The organism is Streptomyces sp. NPDC088747 (assembly GCF_044751025.1).
Taxonomy (GTDB): Bacteria; Actinomycetota; Actinomycetes; order Streptomycetales; family Streptomycetaceae; genus Streptomyces.
In genome coordinates this window covers 1-19772 of the sequence record NZ_JBIVKZ010000016.1, presented here as the reverse complement: position 1 = coordinate 19772, position 19772 = coordinate 1, and the positions used below count along the sequence as shown (strand labels likewise).

Annotated in this window: 16 protein-coding genes; 8 read left to right on the top strand and 8 right to left on the bottom strand. The window is 71.2% G+C overall.

Translation table 11 applies throughout. The annotated features are described in order from the left end of the window. Window positions 1-152 precede the first annotated feature (152 nt). Together ACIP79_RS31175 and ACIP79_RS31170 are read left to right on the top strand one after the other, a co-directional pair. On the top strand, window positions 153-464 hold the full coding sequence (locus tag ACIP79_RS31175; protein WP_401228501.1) for a trypco2 family protein: 312 nt from the start codon (window positions 153-155) through the stop codon (window positions 462-464). Beyond that, the gene (locus ACIP79_RS31170) at window positions 448-4773 is read left to right on the top strand and encodes a trypsin-like peptidase domain-containing protein (RefSeq protein ID WP_401228499.1); all 4326 of its coding nucleotides are present in this window, start codon (window positions 448-450) and stop codon (window positions 4771-4773) included. Before ACIP79_RS31175 ends, ACIP79_RS31170 begins: the two co-directional genes overlap by 17 nt. Before the next feature lie 24 nt (window positions 4774-4797). Here ACIP79_RS31170 and ACIP79_RS31165 read toward each other — a convergent pair whose 3' ends face one another. Continuing rightward, on the bottom strand, window positions 4798-6417 hold the full coding sequence (locus ACIP79_RS31165; protein ID WP_401228497.1) for a serine/threonine-protein kinase: 1620 nt from the start codon (window positions 6415-6417) through the stop codon (window positions 4798-4800). Between the two features lie 108 nt (window positions 6418-6525). Further along, window positions 6526-7242 carry a hypothetical protein gene (locus ACIP79_RS31160; protein WP_401228495.1) on the bottom strand — a complete coding sequence of 239 codons (717 nt, stop codon included), beginning with the start codon at window positions 7240-7242 and terminating at the stop codon, window positions 6526-6528. Between the two features lie 235 nt (window positions 7243-7477). Here ACIP79_RS31160 and ACIP79_RS31155 point away from each other — a divergent pair, with 235 nt between their 5' ends. Continuing rightward, window positions 7478-7885, top strand: coding sequence for a YciI family protein (locus tag ACIP79_RS31155; protein WP_401228494.1), 408 nt, complete (start codon window positions 7478-7480; stop codon window positions 7883-7885). A gap of 8 nt (window positions 7886-7893) precedes the next feature. After that, window positions 7894-9048, top strand: a complete 1155-nt coding sequence (locus tag ACIP79_RS31150) for an RNA polymerase sigma factor (RefSeq protein WP_401228492.1) — start codon at window positions 7894-7896, stop codon at window positions 9046-9048. Window positions 9049-9077: 29 nt separating this feature from the next. Here the strand turns inward: ACIP79_RS31150 and ACIP79_RS31145 are convergent, their stop codons facing one another. The 3 genes from ACIP79_RS31145 to ACIP79_RS31135 form a co-directional block, all read right to left on the bottom strand. Then, entirely contained in the window at window positions 9078-10124 is a 1047-nt protein-coding gene (locus ACIP79_RS31145) for a YncE family protein (RefSeq protein WP_401228490.1), read from the bottom strand. Between the two features lie 216 nt (window positions 10125-10340). Further along, window positions 10341-11546: a PP2C family protein-serine/threonine phosphatase gene (locus ACIP79_RS31140; RefSeq protein ID WP_401228488.1), complete on the bottom strand. Its 1206-nt coding sequence runs from the start codon at window positions 11544-11546 to the stop codon at window positions 10341-10343. Continuing rightward, entirely contained in the window at window positions 11543-13150 is a 1608-nt protein-coding gene (locus ACIP79_RS31135) for an ATP-binding protein (protein ID WP_401228486.1), read from the bottom strand. The genes ACIP79_RS31140 and ACIP79_RS31135 overlap by 4 nt, the downstream gene beginning before the upstream one ends. 108 nt (window positions 13151-13258) lie before the next feature. Here ACIP79_RS31135 and ACIP79_RS31130 point away from each other — a divergent pair, with 108 nt between their 5' ends. After that, entirely contained in the window at window positions 13259-14029 is a 771-nt protein-coding gene (locus ACIP79_RS31130; RefSeq protein ID WP_401228484.1) for a response regulator, read from the top strand. 113 nt (window positions 14030-14142) lie between these two features. Here ACIP79_RS31130 and ACIP79_RS31125 read toward each other — a convergent pair whose 3' ends face one another. Next, window positions 14143-14889, bottom strand: a complete 747-nt coding sequence (locus tag ACIP79_RS31125) for a TetR/AcrR family transcriptional regulator (protein ID WP_401228482.1) — start codon at window positions 14887-14889, stop codon at window positions 14143-14145. Between the two features lie 148 nt (window positions 14890-15037). Between ACIP79_RS31125 and ACIP79_RS31120 the strand changes: the two genes are divergently transcribed. Continuing rightward, on the top strand, window positions 15038-16432 hold the full coding sequence (locus tag ACIP79_RS31120) for a DHA2 family efflux MFS transporter permease subunit (protein WP_401228480.1): 1395 nt from the start codon (window positions 15038-15040) through the stop codon (window positions 16430-16432). 139 nt (window positions 16433-16571) lie between these two features. Next, window positions 16572-17501, top strand: coding sequence for an NADP-dependent oxidoreductase (locus ACIP79_RS31115; RefSeq protein ID WP_401228831.1), 930 nt, complete (start codon window positions 16572-16574; stop codon window positions 17499-17501). 147 nt (window positions 17502-17648) lie between these two features. Here the strand turns inward: ACIP79_RS31115 and ACIP79_RS31110 are convergent, their stop codons facing one another. Then, on the bottom strand, window positions 17649-18269 hold the full coding sequence (locus ACIP79_RS31110; RefSeq protein ID WP_401228478.1) for an aldo/keto reductase: 621 nt from the start codon (window positions 18267-18269) through the stop codon (window positions 17649-17651). A gap of 93 nt (window positions 18270-18362) precedes the next feature. Further along, the gene (locus ACIP79_RS31105; protein WP_401228476.1) at window positions 18363-19247 is read right to left on the bottom strand and encodes an NAD(P)H-binding protein; all 885 of its coding nucleotides are present in this window, start codon (window positions 19245-19247) and stop codon (window positions 18363-18365) included. A 226-nt stretch (window positions 19248-19473) separates the two neighbouring features. Between ACIP79_RS31105 and ACIP79_RS31100 the strand changes: the two genes are divergently transcribed. Beyond that, window positions 19474-19772, top strand: a 299-nt coding sequence (locus ACIP79_RS31100) for a TetR family transcriptional regulator (RefSeq protein WP_401228475.1), incomplete at its 3' end; no start/stop codon positions are given.

Genomic DNA, 19772 nt, shown 5'->3' with positions numbered 1-19772 from the left:
GTCCGCTGTCGGGACGCGGGCCGTCGTCCTCACGGGCGCGGCCCGCGGCCCTCGTGGTGAGTCACCGAGCACCCCGTGCGGGGTGCGTGACCGCGCACCCGGTACCGCCGTGCGACTTGTAGCATCTGATCACCACCGCACGAGGGGGAACCGTGATCGAACTGGCCGACATGATCAGGGAGTTGCGGAAGCAGTTGACCACCGCGCTGGCCGACGGGGACGGGGAGGCCGTCCGATTCGAGTTGGGGCCCGTGGAGGTCGAGGCGTCCGTCGCCGTCACGCGGGAGGCAGGCGGGGACGCGAGGGTGCGGCTGTGGGTCGTGGACGCCGGGGCGAACGGCAAGTACGCGCACGCCGAGACCCAGCGGATCACACTCACTCTCACGCCCAAGGCGGTGCCGGCGGACGGAGGTTCGCCCCGCACGGTGTTGATCACGGGTGGCGAGGTTGACGGCGAGCGCTGACCGGGGCCTGCGGCCGGAGCGGGCCGCGGAGATCATCGTGGGGCCGGCCGGTGAGCGCGGTCGTCGTGGCTCGGGCTATCTCGTCGCGCCGGGACGGGTCCTGACGGCCGCCCACGTCGTCGAGGGCGCGGCGGACATCCGGGTGCGCTTCGAGGCGGACCGGCCGGGTGAGATGACCGCCGACGCGAGGGTCGCGTGGGCGCATCCGGGGCTGGACGTGGCCGTACTGCGGGTTCCCGAGGGCGACTTCGGCGACGTACTCCCGGTTTCGTACGGCCGCCTGGACGAGCGGGACGTGACGGCGCGGTGTACCGCTCTGGGGTTCCCGCGCTTCAAACTCCGTACCGACGTGGACGGTTCACGGTTCCGGGACGCCGAGCACGTCCACGCGACCTGCTCGGTGCTGTCCAACCGGCGTGAGGGGACGCTCGACCTGGGGGTCGCGCCGGCGCCGGCGCCGGACCCCGATCCGGCGCGGGACCCGTGGGAGGGCATGTCCGGCGCGGCGGTCTTCAGTGGCGGACGGCTGGTCGGAGTCGTCACCCGCCACCACAGTGGGGACGGTCTGGGCCGGATCGCCGCGAGCCGGGTGGACCGCTGGTCGGAGGGCCTTACCGACCCGTCCGAACTGGCCGCGCTGGAAAGGCTCCTGGCGCACGACCTGCACACCTCGACGCTGCCTTCGGCGGTACCGCCCACCGGCCCGGAGCTAGTCCGTGAGCGTTACCGGAGTCAACTCATCGACCTGGCGCCGGAGTTCCTGGATGAGCGGGAGAGGGAACTCGCGGACCTGGTCTCCTTCTGCGGGGCGCGGAAACCCTACCTCTGGCTCCAGGGGCCGCCCTGGGTGGGCAAGACGGCGCTGGCGTCATGGTTCACCCTCCATCCGCCGCGCGGAGTCGTCCCCGTCTGGTGCTTCGTCACCTCCGCGAGCCGGTCCGACAGCGACGCGTACACCGCGGCCCTCATCGACCAACTCGCCGTCGTCGCGGGCCGCGAACCGACCACGGACGGCTCGCCGAGTGTGCGCGACGGTGAACGGCGGCTGCTGCTGCGGGAGGCCGCGGAGCGGGTGACGCGGGAGGGCGGCACGCTGCTCCTGGTGGTGGACGGCCTGGACGAGGACCAGTCCCTCGCGCCCGGCGGCACCGGCACCAGCATCGCCTCCCTGCTGCCCGAGCGTCCCCCGCCGGGCGTCCGTGTCCTGGTCACCAGCCGCACTGCGCCCGGCCTCCCGGCCGACGTTAAGGGCGGCCATCCGCTGCGCAAGTGCCGAGTCGTGCCGCTGTCGGCCACGGCGGCCTCCCGCCACACCCAGCACGAGGCCACCCACGAACTCCGCCGAGCCCTCTCCGGCGACCGCCTCCAACGCGAACTCATCGGTCTCCTGACCGCTGCCCGCGGCCCCCTCAGCCTCGACGACCTGCGCGAACTCACCGGAGAGCCGGGACACGAGCTGCGTCAGCGGCTGGACAGCGCGTTCGGACGGATTCTGCGGCTGGGAGGTGACGTCCTGGGCGCGGGAGGAGGCGGTGGCCCCGAGGCGTACGGCGACGCCCTGGAGCCGTACGTCCCCGCACGCGGCCACCTGTTCGCCCACGAGACGCTCCTCACCGCCGCGGAGGAGGAACTCGGGCGGGATCTGGGCGTACATCTGGACCGGCTGCACGCGTGGGCGGACCACTACGCCCGGCGGGGCTGGCACGCGGACACCCCGTCGTACCTTCTCCAGCCCTACCGTCGCCTGCTCGCCGCACTCGGGGACACCCGCCGCACCACCACGCTCGCCACCGACGCCCGACGGTGGGACCGGCTGCGTGAGGCGACCGGCGGTGACGCCGCGTGCGTCGCCGAGATCACGGCCGCACAGGACACCGTCCGGCAGGCCGCCCCTGACGACCTGGGGGCGCTCGCGGCGCTCGCGATCGCGGAGGACCTCGTGTTCCGGCAGGGCCGGTCGCATCCGGACCTCCCTGCGGTGTACGTCCGTCTCGGCCGCGGCCACCAGGGCATCGACCAGGCGCACAGCGTCTTCCACCCGCTTCTGCGCGGTCCCGCGCTGACAGGGGTCGCCCGCGCGATGGCCGCCGCGAAGGACGGGCGGGCCGTGGAGGTGGCGGAGGAGGCACTGCGTACGGCCCACGCGATGCCGGCGGCCGTCGAGTACCTGGACGATCCCCCCTTCTCTCTGACAGCGACGGGGACGCTGGTGGCCGTCCTGGCGGCCACGGGCAACGGGAGGAAGGCGCGCCGTCTGCTCGACAAGTGGGCCTCTTCCGTGGGCGACGACTGGGACGGCGAGGACGCCGAGAGGGTCGCGGTCCTGGTCGAGGCGTTCACGACGACCGTCACGGCGGTGCCGGAACCGGGTGACAGCGCCGAGCTGTTGCCGCGGTTGGAACGTCTCGCCGAGCGGATCACGCTCCTGCCGCTCCGTTTCCAGGCGCTCGCCCAGGTGGCCGAGGCCTGGGCGGCGGGTGCCGACGCCGGGCGCGCGGCCGGGCTGTACGACGCTCTGGTCGTGCTGGCCCGGCAGTGCGCCGACGCCGGTACGGCGGCCGGTGGCATGGGGGATCACGGCGGCGGCCTCGGCCGGGGTCAGCGCCCGTGGCCCGGAGAGTTCGTACCCCCTGCGGACGAACTCGCGCTCGCGGCAAGGGCGTTGTACCGGATGCGGCCGGCCGCGCCGGAGAACAGGGACCGTGTGGCGGAGGCCCTGGCGGTCCTGGCCCGCACGATCCTGGCCCGGGGAGATGCCACGCGGCCGAACCGGAGTGGCACCGGCCAGGACCTCTCGGCCACCGTGCTCGCCCTCGTCGTGGAGGGCCGGGTGGACGAGGCGCGGCGGCTCACGGAGTTCCCGTCGCGAGCCGCGTCCGACGACCTGGGCCTCATGTGGCAGATGGTCGCCGAGGGGCTTGCCCGCGAGGGCCGGCCCGTGGAAGCGTGGACGGCCCTGGAGAACGGATGGCGGCACCAGGACCTCGACGTGTATGACCGCTCCGGCGCCCGCGTCGCCGCGCTGCTCGTGGAGGCCGGGGCCGCCGACCGACTCGAGGCGCTGCTGTTGGGCGGGGCGACGGTCTGGAACCCGGGCGTGACCGAAGCGGTCGCCGCTCTCGCGGGCGCGCTCGCCGCCACCGATCCGGCGCGGGCGCTGCGCGTCCTTCAGCGGGCCCAGCGAGAGCAGCGGAAGACGGCCGGCGGCATCAACACGGACGAGAGCAGTGCGTTCGCGTCCTTCGCGGGCGCGCTCGCCGGCGCCGGACGCTCCGACGAGGCCGAGCGTCTCGTCCTACGGCTCGATGAACCCAAGGCGCACGCCTGGGGGCTCTCCGCCGTGGCCGTGGCGAGCGCGCACCACGAACCCGACCGGGCGTCGCGACTGGCCGCGCGGGCACTTGACGCCATCGCCGCGGTCGACGACAGGACGGTGCGCGTCAACGCCCTGGTGAACGTCGCCCAGGCCACGGCCCGTTCGGGTGCCGCCGACGTCGCCGAGGAGGTCGTGGCGCGGCTCTCGGCGGAGGACTGGGACCGTCGGCTGGGCGGTTACTTCAGCAGGGCCGCGAGCGCTGAGGCCGCGGCCGGTCTCTGGTCCCATGACCCGCGGCGCGCGGGCCGCATGTTCGACGACCTGCTCCACGGCATGCGCCGACGCCCCCGCCACCGCTCGCAAACCGTCCGCGACGACGCGTATCTGCTCGCCACCGCGGGTGCCCATGACCCCGAGCGCGGTCACCAGGTCCTGTCGGTCCTGTGGTCCGAAGTCGTCTCCGGGAGCCCGCGACCCGAGCAGGAGGACGCGTTGCTCGCTCTCCTGGCCGGGACCACCGACCCGGCCGACGGACGTCGCCGTATGGACCGGCTGCTGGCCGAGTGCGCGCGCGAGATTCCCGGCTTCCGGCCGGGGACCGTGGACGCCCTGGTGTACGCCGCCCTCGGCGACCTCGGGACGGCCCGTGAGATCGCGCGGGGCCGGGAGACGGAGGAGGGGCGCGCGGCGACGCTCACGGCTCTCGCGGCGTACGTCGCCCGGGCGCCGCACGCGTGCCTGACCACTCCGATGCACGCCGGCGACGAGTCCTGCGAGGTGACCGCCAGACGGCTCACCGCGCTCCTGTTCCCGCAGCCTTCCGGTCCTGACAGCGCCCTCGCGAGGGAACTCCTGGCGGAGGCGCTCACCCCGGACGGGTGGTACCACGCCGCCCACGTGCTCGCCGTCATCGACCCGGACGCCCTCCTTCCCATGCGTGACGTCGTCTTCGCGTACCTGGGCCTCGACGACCGGGCGACTACGGACGCCTGACCGGAGACGGCGACCTGCGGGGATTCAGCCTCCCGCGCCGAAGCGGCCGCCGGTGATCTCTCCGTCCTCCGTGGTCGCCGCGGCGACGCAGCGGAAGACCCGCAGGCCGTCGGCCCACTGCTGGGCGGTCGGCGGAAGGATGTCGGTGTTCCACCCCGCGGTCACTTCCCGGCCCGCCGCCGACCTGGACCTGAGCATGACCTTCCGCGAGCACAGGGAACGGACGTCGGGGTGCTTGATCAGGTCCCGGGCGTTGTTCGTCATGCCGTCCTCGGGCAGCGGGGCGATGGCGAAGGTCTCCCAGACGTGTTTCACCTGGCAGTCCGCGCGGCTGACGGTGACGGTCCCGGAGATGTCGGTGATGCCGCTCCAGCACTCGGGCGTCGTGACGCATCTGCCGCCCAGGCCCTCGACCGCGACGGCGGGGCAGTCGCGCGTGCTGGTCGGCACCCCGCCGAACCCGGCGTTCGCGGCGGTGCTCGGGCCGGTGGACGCGGTGGGGGTGGGGGTCGAGCCGGTCCCAGGGGAGTCCGACGCCCGGTTCTGGTAGGTGACGACCGTGACCGACACGCTCACCGAGACCGCCACCGCCGCCAGGACGGCGATCAGCCGGGGGTGCCTTCTGTTGGGTGGCCGGTCGCCCGATCCCGATCCCGTGACGGTGGCTGCCGGTTCCGCCGCGTCCGGCCGGTCCGATGGCGCGGGGGCCGTCGTCGGGGCCCGGTAGTCCTGAACCGTGTGCCGCGGCGGCGTGGCGTCCCATTCCGCGGGAACCGTGGCGTTCGTCGGGGGCGTCCGCCCGAAGCCGCCCCGGTGGACGGCGCCGGTGTCCACGGCGGCGAGGGCGTCTCGCAGTACGCCCGCGTCGGATATCCGGTACCGCGGGTCAGCGGCCATGGCATGTCCGAGGACCTCGTTGAGGCCCGCGGGTACGCCCGGCAGGTCGGGGTAGGGCCAGGCGTGCCGCACGATCAGTTCCGCGATGCTGAGCTGGCCGCCGTCCGCGGGGAAGTGCGGCGGGCGGCCCAGCAGGAGTGCGTAGAGCGTCGCGGCCAGTGAGTACACGTCGCCGGCCGGGGCCGGTTCGACCATGTGGAAGGCCTCGGGCGGCGCGTACGCCGGGGTCAACGCGTCCCGGGTGACCGAGAGTTCGCGGCCCGGCCGGGGCATGGCGGCCAGTCCGAAGTCGGTGAGAGCGACACCGCCGTACCTGTTGACCATGATGTTGCCCGGCTTGATGTCGCGATGGAGTACCCCGGCGGCATGGGCCGCGGCCACCGCGTCGGCTATCCCCACGCCGATGTCGCGCACCGACTCGACGGGCAGCGGTCCGTCGTGGTGCAGACGGTCACCCAACGAGCCGTCGGGGCACAGCTCCAGGACCATGTAGGGGCGGTTGTCGCCGAGCACGCCCGCGTCGTACACGGATACCACATGCGGGTGCCCGGACAGCTGGCCGGCGGCGGTGACCTCCCGTAGGAAACGCTGCCGGTCCCGTGTCGAGGCCAGCACCCTGCTGTCCACCTTGAGCGCCACCTCGCGGCCCACCGCGAGCTGGGACGCCCGGTAGACCGTGGCGAAACCGCCCTGTCCCAGGACCCCTTGGATCTCGTAACCGGGCAGTTCCAGCCGTTCGAACCCCATCGTGCCGTCATCCCCCCACGCACCCACACCCGCGGCAGAGCGTCTGACCGGGGACGCGCACTCTAGCGGAGGCCTCCGACACCGGCACGAAGCAGTCCCACCGCGGTCTCAGTCGGCCTGCTCCATCCAGACGACCTCGGAGTAGCGCTCCACCGCGGTGTCGTTCCGGTGGATCAGCCAGAAGGACTCGATGCCGCTGTCGTGGTGCATTTGGGCGAAGAGTCTCCAGACGGACAGCTTGCGCAGCACCTCGTCGTCGAAGTCCCAGTTCCAGTCCTCCCCGAGGTCGACCAGGGCGAGTTCCGGCGGGTCCTGGGGTGCCCGGAGCAGCGAACCACCGAGCTGGAGGGAGCCGTCGGAGGGGATGTAGTCGTCGTCGAGCAGTTCCATCGGCCCGTGGCACCGCCGGTACTCCGTCATCGCCTCCTCGAGAGCGGGATGCGTCTCCGCGGGGTGCCCGCTGTCCGCGGAGTGCGACCACCACTCGGCGCGTGTCCACGCGGCATAGCAGTGGAGTTCACCGCTCGCCTCCCCCTCGCGGGGTTCGTGAGCGTCGGGCGCCCACTGGGGGGAACCCTCCGCCGGCACCAGCAGCGAGCCGTTCTCGGGAAGCCCGAGCCCGAGGTCCAGGTGCCGGCTGGGCAGAGCGGCGCAGTCCAGGACGACCGACATCTCGTACTGCCCCTCCCATCTGCCGACGGGCTCCCCCACCTTGTCCTTGTTGATGACCAGGCATGGCCGCAGACACCGCAGAATCTCGTCTACGGCACCCTGGGACACACCGCTCGCACGCGCGGCTTCCGTGAACTCCTGGCGATTCAGCATGCGGCACATCCTGACAGAACCCACTGACAACGGTTCGCCCAACTGACCATCCTCTCAAGCCTGTTGGGTGCCACCGGACCACGGACGAATCGGCCGTGTCCCCTGCAGGCAAGCGAAAGCCGACGTGCCTTCACCCGGAAGAGGACCGGTCGATGATGTCGAGAACCCGTGGCCTGCTTCGTCTCAGTGGTGGACGCGGCCAGAATGGGGCGCACCAGTACCGAGGAGAAACACGATGGCCAAGTACCTGCTGCTCAAGCACTACCGGGGTGCCCCGGCTCCGGCCAACGACGTGCCCATGGCCCAGTGGACGCCGGAGGAGATCTCCGCGCACGTGGAGTACATGCGTGACTTCGCGTCCCGGCTCCTGGGGACCGGTGAACTCGTCGACGAACAGGCGCTCGCGCCCGAGGGGACCTTCGTCCGGTACGACGGCGAGGGACGCCCGCCGGTGACCGACGGGCCGTTCGCCGAGACCAAGGACCTCATCGCCGGCTGGATGGTGATCGACGTCGACAGCCACGAGCGCGCTCTGGAACTGGCCGGGGAGCTGTCGGCCGCCCCCGGAGCGGGCGGGAAGCCGATCGCCGAGTGGCTGGAGCTGCGCCCCTTCATGGGCGCGTCGAACTGCATCACGGAGTGACCGCGTCGATGAACGAGGCCCTGCTGCGCAGCCTCACCCCGAACGTGCTCGGGATCCTCGTCCGCCGCGGAGCCGACTTCGCGGCGGCCGAGGACGCCGTGCAGGAGGCGCTGATCGAGGCGGTCCGCGTGTGGCCGGCCGACCCGCCACGGGACGCCAGGGGCTGGCTGGTCACCGTGGCCTGGCGCAAGTTCCTCGACGCGACCCGGGCGGACACCTCACGCCGCCGGCGTGAGGACCGCCTCGACGAGGAGCCGGCGCCCGGCCCCGCGCCCACGGTGGACGACACGCTCCAGCTCTACTTCCTGTGCGCCCACCCGTCACTGACACCGTCGTCCGCGGTGGCGCTCACGCTGCGAGCCGTCGGCGGCCTGACCACCCGCCAGATCGCCGAGGCCTACCTGGTGCCCGAGGCGACCATGGCGCAGCGCATCAGCCGGGCCAAGCGCACCATCTCCGGTGTACGCCTCGACCGGCCCGGCGATGTCGCCACCGTGCTGCGTGTCCTCTATCTGGTCTTCAACGAGGGTTACTCCGGCGACATCGACCTCGCCGCCGAGGCCATCCGGCTCACCCGGCAGCTCGCCGCCGCGATCGACCACCCGGAGGTGGCGGGGCTGCTCGCCCTCATGCTGCTCCACCACGCCCGCCGTGCCGCCCGGACCGCACCGGACGGCAGCCTGGTGCCCCTCGCCGAACAGGACCGCGGCCTGTGGGACACCGCCGCGATCACCGAGGGCGTCGGCATCCTGCAAGCGGCCCTCAGCCGCGACCGGCTCGGCGAGTACCAGGCCCAGGCCGCCGTCGCGGCCCTCCACGCCGACGCACCCAGCACGGAGGAGACCGACTGGGTGCAGATCGTGGAGTGGTACGACGAGCTCATCGGCCTGACCGACAACCCCGTCGTCCGGCTCAACCGCGCGGTCGCCCTCGGTGAGGCCGACGGGCCGCGCGCGGGCCTGGCCGCTCTCGCCGCGCTGGACCCCGCACTCCCCCGCCACACCGCGGCCGTCGCCTACCTCCACGAACGCGACGGCGACCTGCCGGCGGCGGCCCGCCTCTACGGCGAAGCCGCCCATCACGCGCAGACCCTCGCCGAACGGGACCACCTGACCCGCCAGGCCGCCCGTCTGAACACCGCGATGTCGCACCGCCCGGCGTGATGACGCCCGTACGGTCGGACCGGCCGACCCTACGCCTGGATCACGTGCAGTGCCAGGGTCGAGCCGTACTCGCCGGTCAGCGCGAACAGCCGGGTGCCGTCCGGCGACCAGATCAGACCGTGCGGGCGCAGGGCTCGCCCGGTGCCCGGCTCCAGGTCGATGACCCGCGAGGGTTCGTCGGCGCCGGGCCGGAACAGGTAGACGTCCTGACCGTAGGAGTTGTCGATGCCCGCGGCGATCTCGCCCGTGACGGAAACCGCGGCGGCGTTCGGGTAGTTGGTCGTGGGATACGTGTGCTCGACGGTGAGATCGCTCAGGCGGAAGGCCAGGTGATCGTAGGGGTAGCCCCCGACGACGAAGAGGGTGGCGGCGTCGGGTGACAGGGCCAGGTCGAAGATGCTGCCGATGTCCCCGGGGTTGTCCTGCGTCGTCCGTACGACGGGCTCGCCCGAGGTGACGTCGTACACCGTCACCGTGGCCGACGAGACGTACTGCTCGGCGGCGATGACCAGCCCGGGTGCGGCAGGGGACGACAGGAGCATCGGCGGGCCGCCCCAGGTTCCCCACGGTACGAGTCCCAGTCGTACCGTCGGCCTGGTGCCGGTCAGGGTGAGGGAGCCGATGCTGCTGTCCCAGTCGGATCCGTAGCTGAACCACAGGGTGTTGCCCGCCAGTGCCAGGCGCATCGGCGCGGTCCCGGCGCCCGTGGCGTAGCGGACCTTCTCGCGATAGGTGCCGGTGTCGACGGCGGCTATCGCGTCGCCGCCGCTCAGCGCGACGTAGAGCGTGCGCGAGTCCGGGGACAGTACGAGGTCGGCCGCGCCGGGTTTGTTCTTCAGCGTCTTGAGAAGCTTGCCGTCGAAGTCCGTCACGAGTACGGAGCTCGTGACGATGTCGGCGATGTAGAGCCTTCGGTGCACGGCGTCCACGGCCATGTCCGCGTGGTACGAGATCGGCAGAGCGGTGGTGGTCGGGCTCGTCAGGGGTGCGGCCGAGGCGGTGGAGACCGCGCCGAACAGAGGCAACAGGAGCAGGGTCAGCACGCCGAGCACGGCTCTGAAGCGGGGTCTTCTCATCGGATCGTCGTCCTCATCGGTCGGGCGCCTCTCATCGGGGCGCGTGAGCAGGGGGAGGCACGAGCGACAGATTCCCCTGAGCGTCTGATCCATGCCCATCTGGACAGGTTCGTTCGGATCAGCCGGTCGGGACTCAAGGGGCCGTCTCCGTGGGGCACTTCGGGCGGGACTCGTCCGCCGGTCCCTGCCGTCCGGGACGCCCTCAGGACGCTGCTCTCACAGACCGGTGGGCCGGCTGCCCCAGTCGAGGCGGAGCACGGCCAGGTCGTCCGAGTGCCGTCCGGCGTTCAGCGCGTGGGTCTCCTTGATGAGGAGGTCGATGTGCGCGGCCGGGTCGGTCGGCGGCAGGCTGCCGATCAGCGCGAGCAGCCCTTCGACGCCGAGTCGCTCGGCCCTGGTCCCGTTGTGCCCTTCGGTGAGGCCGTCCGTGTAGAGGGTCAGGGCTCCGGTTGCCGGAAGCGGGATGACCGTGGAGGGCCAGCTGCTGGTCTCGGGAACAATGCCCAGGGCGATGCCGTGGGACGCGGTCAGTTCCCGCGTTCCCGCCTCTGTGGTGAGGAGGGGTTCGTGGTGCCCTGCGAGGTGGAGGGTGGCGGTGCCGGCGTCCTGGTCGAGGGTGAGGAGGGTGCAGGTGGCGAACAGTTGCTGGCTGCCTCGTTCGGCCATCAGGATGCGTTCCATCAGGTGCAGCAGGTCGTTCCCGCGGTGTCCGCCGAGGACGAGGGAGCGCCAGGCGATCCGCAGACAGACACCGAGCGCGGCGGCGTCGGGCCCGTGCCCGCTGACGTCACCGACGACGGCGTGCAGCAGCCCGTCGTCTCCTTCGACCACGTCCAGGAAGTCCCCGCCGAGCAGGGCCATTTCGGCGCCGGGCAGGTACCGGGACGTCACTTTGACCGTGGAGGTGTCGAGCATGGGCTGGGGCAGCAGGCCGCGTTCCAGGCGGGCGTTCTCCTCGGCTCGCAGCCGGGCGGCCTGTGCTTCGGCGCTCGCGCGTTCGGTCTGGCTGCGGTAGACGGCGTAGCGCAGTGTCCTCTGCAGCAGGTCCGCTTCGACCTTGCCCTTGACGAGGTAGTCCTGGGCTCCGGCGGCCATGGCGTCGGTGCCCGCCCGGTCCTCGGACAGCCCGGTCAGGACGATCACCGCGGTGTGCGGGGCCAACTCCCGCACGGAGGTGACCGCGTTGACTCCCGACACGTCGGGGAGGTGCAGGTCGAGGAGGATGCAGTCGATCGGGTTGCCGGCCAGTTCGGCGCGGGCCTGGGCGAGCGTGGTCCGGGTGGTCAGCGTGAACCGCAGCCCTGTGTCGTGGAGGAGTTCTTCCACGATCAGGGCGTCGCCCTCATCGTCCTCGATCAGGAGGATGCGGTACGTCGGCTCGGCTGAAGCCGGCTCCGGTACGGCTGTCGTGGTCGACGTCATCGTGCCTGCTCCGTGACGGAACGGATGGCTTCCGGCATGGTGGACGGGCCGGGGCTCTCCGGCGGTTCGGGCGCGAGCGTGAAGACGATGCGCGCGCCGTCGTGGTACTCCGGGTCGACGCTGATGGTGCCGCCGTGGAACTCGACGATCTTCTTGCACATCGCGAGGCCGATTCCGCTCCCGCTGTAGGCGTCCTTGGTGTGCAGCCGCTGGAAGATCACGAAGATCTTGTCGGCGTACTCCGGTGCGATGCCGATGCCGTTGTCGGTGACGGTGAACCGCCACAGTTCGCCTTCCCGGGCCGCCGTGATGTGGATCTTCGGTGCTTCTCCCGGGCGGCGGAACTTGACGGCGTTGCCTATCAGGTTCTGCCAGAGCATGCCCAGTTGCGTGGGGTCGGCGACCAGGGTCGGCAGCGGATCGTGGGTGATCGTCGCTCCGGACTCCTCGATCGCGACGCTCAGCGAGGACAGGGTCCTCTCCAGCACCTTCTCCAGGTCGACGCTCTGGTGGGCGTTGTGCAGCCGCCCGACCCGGGAGAAGTCGAGCAGGTCGTTGATGAGGGTCTGCATGCGGTTCGCGCCGTCGACCGCGAAGTCGATGTACTGATCGGCCCGGCTGTCGAGCTGCCCTCCGTAGCGGCGCTGGAGGAGCTGGGTGAAGCTGGAGACCTTGCGCAGCGGCTCCTGAAGGTCGTGGGAGGCCACGTACGCGAACTGCTCCAGTTCGGCGTTGGAGCGCTGGAGGTCGGCGGCCTGCGCGTCCAGACGCAGCCGTGTCTCCTCACTGAAGGCCAGTTCCCGTACGAGGCGCTGGCGCATGAAGTCGATCTCACCGCTGAGGCGTCGCAGGTCCAGCGGGCCGGTGAGGGTGATGGGGTGGTCGAAGTCGCCACCGGAGATGGCGCGTGCGTCCGCGCCGAGCCGCTCCAGCGGACTGTTGATGCCGCGGCGCAGTCCCTCGAAGATCAGAGCCGTGAGAACGACGATGACCACCGCGATGGCACTGAACACCCAGTTCCTCAAGGCCGTCGTGGCCATGAGGTCGTCCCTCGCGTTCAGGCGCTCCGCGAGCAGCCGCTCCTGCTGGCTGCTCATGGCGGCGCGTACGTCGTCGAAGGCCCTCTTGCCCTCGGCAGCCCGTTCGGTGGCCAGCAGTGAGGGCGAGCCGGAGGGCTGGGCGGCGACGGGCCTGGCGAACCTCTCCTGCCATTTCGTCACGGCGTCCCGCACGGTCCTGAGGTCCTCCAGCCCCGCGCGGTCGTCGTGGAGCAGCTCGGTCAGCTGCGCGAAGTTCGTCTTCTGTTCGGTGAGTCCCTGGCGGTAGGGGGTGAGGAAGTCCGGCGTGCCGGTGAGACCGTAGCCGCGGATGCCGGTCTCCTGGTTGAGCATGGCCGATTCCAGCCGGATGGCGCTGGTCAGTGCCGGAGAGCGTACGTCGACGAGGTCATCGCTGATCGACTGGGTCCGCCCCAGGACCCATGCTCCTGCCACTCCGAGCAGGGCCAGGACCGCCAGGGACGCGGCCACTCCCACGCGAAGCCACCGGCGGGTCGTCCACGAGGAAAGCCCTCGCCTACGCGATTGCTTCTCATCGCCGGTCATTCTGTGCGCTCCTCGCTGTGACACTCGCCTGGAAAGTTGGGGCAGCACACCTTAGAGGGTGACAACCCTTGTTGTCGCGGGGCGGCTCCGGGATCTAAAGTGCCGAGTATGCCCGGCAAGGACTTCGCATCGCAGATCACCCCGCAGGAGACAGCCGCCCTCGCGGACGCGGCGGTCGGCAGCCTTGCGCAGCGCCTCGCCCAGCGGCTTCGGGAAACACCGTCGCATCCGAGACCGGACGACCCGGCACAGGCCCTGACACTGCTCCACGTGCTGGATCACCTCAAGCAGGCCACTGAGCGGCTTCAGCAGGAAGCGGCCGTGACCGCGGCCCGCGCGGGTGCCGGGTACCCGCAGATCGGCGCCGCCTGCGGCATGACCCGCCAAGGCGCCCGGCGTCGCTGGCCGGGACTTTTCCACCACTCCCACGAGAAACCCACGGAGCATCCGAAAATGACCACGCCCAGCCGCCCCTTCGACGTCCTGCTCGTCGAAGACGACATCGCCGACGCGATGCTCATCGAGGAAGCCCTCTCCGAGCGCGGAGCCCGCAACCTGGTGCAGGTCACCGATGGAGTCGCCGCTCTGGAACACCTGCGCACCCCGGGCGCTCCGCGTCCCGATCTCATCGTCCTCGACCTGAACATGCCGCGGATGAACGGCCGCGACCTGCTCAAGGTCCTCAAGAGCGACGACGACCTCCAGACGATCCCCGTGGTCGTCCTCACCACGTCGACCGCTCCGGACGACGTCACCGGCGCGTACAGCAGTCACGCCAACGCCTACGTGACCAAGCCCGTGAATCTGGAGGAGTTCGAGCAGGCGGTCCAGAGCATCGACGCCTTCTACCTCGACACCGCCACCCGGCCCCGCCCCTGACCCACCGGTCGGGCCTCCGGGACGCGGGATCCCGGCGGCCCAGGCGACCTCGGCGACGGGTGCGGGATGCGGCATGTTCACGGATTCCGGTCCGCTCACGGACTCCGGTCCGTTCACGAATCCCGCCGTGATCCGGGAAGTCCGTCGATCATCAGACCGACCGTGAAGTCGAACCGGTCGTGGACGGTTCCCGCGGTGAGCTCGGCGGCGTAGCGCTTGGTCTGGGGGAAGGTGTCGGGCAGGGCGGCGAACCGGCGCAGCAGCTCGTCGCGGCCGACGACCCAGCCGTCGTCACCGCGGCCGATCCGCCGGTTCGCCAGGGAGAGTTCGAGGCTGTACGCGCCGACGTAGAGGGACAGTGAGTCGACCGCCCAGGCGGCGGCCTGCGGGTTGATGCCCCCGGCGAGCAGGATGGCGAGCATTCCCTCGGCGACTCGCAGCGTGTCCAGATTGGACGGGGCGGCCGCGAAGGCCGCCCGGGAGATGCCCGGGTAACGCAGATACTGGTCGCGCAGCCGCGTGCAGACGCTGACGATCTGCTGCCGCCAGGCGGCCGGGTCGGGCTCGGGCAAGTCGATCTCGGCGCACAGGCGGCCGATGAGCAGCTCGTCCAGGTCCTCTTTGTTGACCACGTGGGCGTAGAGCGAGGACGGTCCCGTCTCCAGCGCGGCGGCCAGGCGGCGCATCGTCAGGGCTTCGTATCCCTCAGTCTCCACGAGGCCGAACGCGGTGCTGATGATGGCGTCGACCGTGATCGGCTTCTTACGTCCGCCGGAGGGGCCACGCCGCGCCGCGGGGGCGGTGGAGTCGGTGCCGAGCTGGTGCCGCGCCGCGCGCCGCTGCTCGGGAGTGGGTGACATACCCGCAGTCTAGCGAAGCGACGAACAGTGTTCCGAGCCACAAAGAACAGTGTTCGTATTGTTCAGAACACCGATCCGATGTAGAACGGTGTTCGTGTCCACTACCCAGCACGTATCCAAAGCATCCGACGCGAACACACCCCTCCCCATGCGCACCGCGTGGCTCGTCCTGGCCGTCGTGGTCACGGCCGACATCATGGATCTGATCGACTCCAGCATCGCCAACCTCGCCGGCCCGTCCATCCGCGCCGACCTCGGGGGCGGCGAGGTGACGGTCCAGTGGGTGCTGAGCGCCTACACCGCGGCCTTCGCACTCGGCCTGGTCACCTCAGGAAGGCTCGGGGACCTGCTCGGGCGCCGGCGGTTGTTCCTGCTCGGCATGACCGGCTTCACCCTGGCCTCGCTGGCCTGCGGCCTCGCCCCCGACGCGCTCTTCCTGATAGTCGCCCGCACGGTCCAGGGCCTGTGCGGGTCGGTCATGATCCCGCAGGGACTGGCCCTGGTGAAGGTCGTGTTCCCGCCCCAGCATCTGCGCAAGGCACTCACCCCGGTCGGCCCGCTGATGGGCCTTACCATGGTGGCCGGACCCATCCTGGCGGGCTGGCTCCTCCACCTGGACCTGTTCGGCAGCCAGTGGCGCTCCATCTTCCTGATCAACGTCCCGTTCGGGATCGCCGCCCTGGTACTCGCCCGGCGTGTCCTGCCCCACCGCGGCGGTGAGGACGCGACCGCCCGCCTCGACCTCACCGGCGTCGGCCTGCTCACCGCGGCCTCGGCGCTCCTGATCGTCCCGCTCATCCAGGGGCGCGAACTCGGCTGGCCCGCCTGGACCTACGCCATGCTCGTCGCCGCGGTCGTCCTGCTCGCCCTGTTCGTCGTCTCCCAGCGGCGCAGCGAGCACCCGGTCATCACGCCGTCGCTGTTCCGCAGGCGCAGTTTCGTCGTCGGCCTGATGGTCGTGGCCGGCTTCTACGCCTCCCTGAGCGCGTTCGTCCTCGTCATCAACCTGCTGTTGCAGCAGGGCATGCACTGGACGCCCCTGCACACGGGCATGGCACTGATTCCCTGGGCCCTCGGCACCGCCGTCGCCGTGCTGCTCGCGGGCGCCGTGCTCGCCGAGAGGCTCGGGCGCGCCGCCCTGCACCTGGGACTGTCCATCGCCGTCGTCGGTCTGCTGGCCCTGTGGTGGTCCGTCGCCCACTGGGGCGCCGACCTCACCATCTGGAGACTGGCGCCGGCGCTGCTGCTCACCGGCTTCGGTTCCGGGCTGGTGTTCGTCCCGCTGGTCGATTTCATCATCGGCGACGCCACGGCCGAGGAGGTCGGCACTGGCGCAGGTCTGCTCAACGCCGTCCAGCAGTTCGCCGGCGCCGTCGGCGTCGCCGCCCTCGGCACGGTGTTCTTCGCCCGGGTCGGGCACCCGTCCCTCCATTCCTATTTCTCGGCCGCGGAACTGGTCTTCGCCATCGCCGCGGGCCTGAACCTCCTGACGCTGCTGCTGGTGGGCTTTCTGCCCCGACACGCTCAGCAGGCGCACGGCTGACAGGGCTCACCGGGCCGCCGGGTCACCGGATTAATTGCCAGGAAGTACGACGACCGGGACGTACGGTGCTCGTCGCGAGCGGCGTCCACTGCCGAACAGGCGTGGGCGCGACACCCCGGGTTCGAGAACGGAGCGAATGATGAAGGCAGTCCGCTACAGCCGGTTCGGGGGACCCGAGGTCCTCGGGATCGAGGAGCTCCCCGATCCGCACCCTGGGCCCGGCCAGATCCGGATCGCGGTGCGCGCGGCCGGCGTCAACCCGAGCGACTGGAAGAAGCGCCGGGGCCTGATGGACCGGGAACTCCCGCAGAGCCTGGGCCACGAGGCAGCAGGCGTCGTCGACGAACTGGGCCAGGGTGTCGCCGATGTGGCCCTCGGTGACCGCGTGTTCGGCTTCACCATGGAGGAGTCGGCCCAGGCCGAACTGGCGGTGCTGTCCTACTACGCGCCGATCCCGCCGTCGCTCGACTTTCCCGGCGCCGCCGCGCTGCCGGCCGCCATCGAGACGGCTACGCGCGCGCTCGACCAGCTCGGCGTGGGGAACGGCAGCACGCTGCTCGTCAACGGTGCCTCCGGGAGCGTAGGCAGCGCCGCGGTTCAACTCGCCCTGGTGCGTGGCGCGCGCGTGATCGGAACAGCCGGTCGGGCGAACCACGAGTACCTTCGCTCACTGGGAGCGGAGCCCGTCACCTACGGCGCGGGCCTCGTCGAGCGGGTTCACGCGCTGGCGCCCGAAGGGGTCGACGTCGCGCTCGACGTCGCCGGGAGCGGAGTGCTTCCCGAGCTCATCGAACTCGCCGGGGTCGCCGAACACGTCGTCAGCGTCGCCGACTTCGGGGGAGCCCAGGAGCACGGGGTGACGTTCAGCAGCGGCGACACCGCCGACCGCGCGGTCCACGCGCTCGACGAGATCGGCAACTTGATCGAGTCCGGTCGCTTCTCGCTCCGGGTCGCGCGAACCTTCCCGCTCACCGAGGCCGCCGAGGCACACCGGGTGAGCGAACAGGGCCACACAGGCGGGAAACTCGTCCTGCTGGTCGACGGACGGAGCGACGCCGAGCGTGCGTGATCCCGCTCGCCCGGGGGGCCGCGGAGCCCTGGCCCCGTTGCCGGAGCGGACCGCTTCCCCGTGGCCAGAGCGGACCGCTTCCCCGTTGAAAGGGCGGATCGCGTCCCCGATGCCCGATCGGACCGCGGATCGCAAACCCCGTCCCCGCTAACCGAGTTCGGCGATGTCCTCCGCGCTCAGTTCGAGCGCGCCGGCGGCGATGTTCTCCTCCAGGTGGTCAAGCGAGCCGGTGCCGGGGATGAGCAGGATATTCGGCGACCGGGCCAGCAGCCAGGCCAGGGCCACCTGCGGCGCGGTCACGCCGTGGCGGGCGGCGACAGCGTCCAGGTGCTCGGCCGTGACCGGCTGGAATCCGTCGACCGGGAAGAAGGGGACGTAGGCGATACCGGCCTCCGCACAGGCGTCCACGAGCTGGTCGTCCTCGCGCGGGGACAGGTTGTAGAGGTTCTGGACACAGGCGATCGGCGCGATCCCGCGGGCCTCGGCGAACTCGGCGCTCGTGGCGTTGGAGATGCCCAGGTGGCGGACGAGTCCTTCCTCGCGCAGCGCGAGCAGGGTTTCCAGGGGCGCGGCCAGGGGCGCCTCATTCCGGTCGAGGTCGCCCATCCGCAGGTTGACCACGTCCGGGCGGTCCACGTCGAGCGAGCGCAGGTTCGCCTCGACGGCCCGACGGAGGTTGTCGGGGGTGAGGCCGGTCTTCTCACCCGCGGGCAGGGCGATGTCGGAACCCTCGACCAGCGCGCCCACCTTGGTCACGATCAGCACCATAGTGCCGGGATTCCGGACTATAGCGCCGTGATTCCGGACCATAGTGCCGTGCCGCCGGTTGATCCGAGGAGCCCCGACCGGGACTGCCACGTCCTACGACCCCGCGGGCACGCCCCCGGACACCTGCCTCACCGGGGCGAACGCCTCCAGGTGATCACCGGCCCACTGCAGGAAGGACCCCGCCGGTCGCCCCGTCAGCACCCGTACCGTGTCCAGCACTTGAGCCTTGACACCGGCCCGCTGCCGTTCCGCACTCTCCACTAGCGCTTGCGCCACCGCCGGCGGATAGCGCCGCGACCAGCCCTCGCGCGCCGCGTCCCGGGTCAGCTCCTCAAAACGCAACGGCACCCGCAGCAGCCGTGCCAGCTGCCGCGTCTGGTCGGCCGCTGTCAACGCCTCCGGTCCCGTCAACGTGTAGGCACGCCCCGCGTGCCCCGGCTGCGCCAACACCCGCGCGGCGACCTCGGCCACATCCCGCGGATCCACACACGCGCACGCCGACTCCCCGTACAGCGCCCGCACCACGCCTTCTCCCCGCACCGAAGAGGCCCACCCGAGCGTGTTCGACATGAACGCCCGCGGACGCAACAGCGTCCACTCCACGCCCGAGACCCGCAACAGCTCCTCATTGGCCCGCTGCCACCGCGTGACCAGATCAACCGCGCCTTCGTCCAGCACCGCGGCGGCGGACAGCTTCACCAGCCGCTGCACGCCGGCGCGCTGTGCCGCTCGGACGAACCGCACGTCGTCGTCGGCGCCCAGTCGCACGGTGACGACGAACGCGGCGGTCACCCCCTCAACAGCCCGCGCCAACGACGCCGCGTCACCGAAGTCCCCCACCACCACGTCCACGCCCGACTCCGCGAACGCGGCGACCTGCGCCGGCTTCCGCACCATGACCCGGACCCCCAGGTCCGAGGGAAGCCGCCGCACGACCTCCCGCCCCACCACACCCGTCGCACCCGTTACCAGAATCATCCCAACCCCCCAGAACAACCCAAAACCATGACACCGGTCCCTACCCCGCGTCTCACCTTCGTCACCCCCCGTTCCCGCGCCATCCCGCCCTGTTACGGCCATTTCCCGGCGACTCATTGAATCCAGTACGGCCGTGGTGCAAGATGCAAGCCACTAAGATACAAACTGGACGGTTTTTATTGGGTCTCCGGGGTCTCCGGGCTCACCGACCGAGGGAGACCAACCCATGGCCACACAGGACCGCGCCATCCGCACCCGCCGCACCATCCTCACCGCCGCGGCCAAAATCTTCGAGGAACGCGGCTACCAAGCCGCCACCATCAGCGAAATCCTCACCGCCGCCGGCGTCACCAAAGGCGCCCTCTACTTCCACTTCCCCACCAAGGAAGACCTCGCCGAAGGCGTCATCCGCGAACAGGACCACCAACCAGCCCTCCCCGACCACCCCTGCAAAGTCCAGCAACTCGTCGACACCATGCACCTCCACGCCCACCGCCTCCAGACAGACCCCCTCGTCCGCGCCGG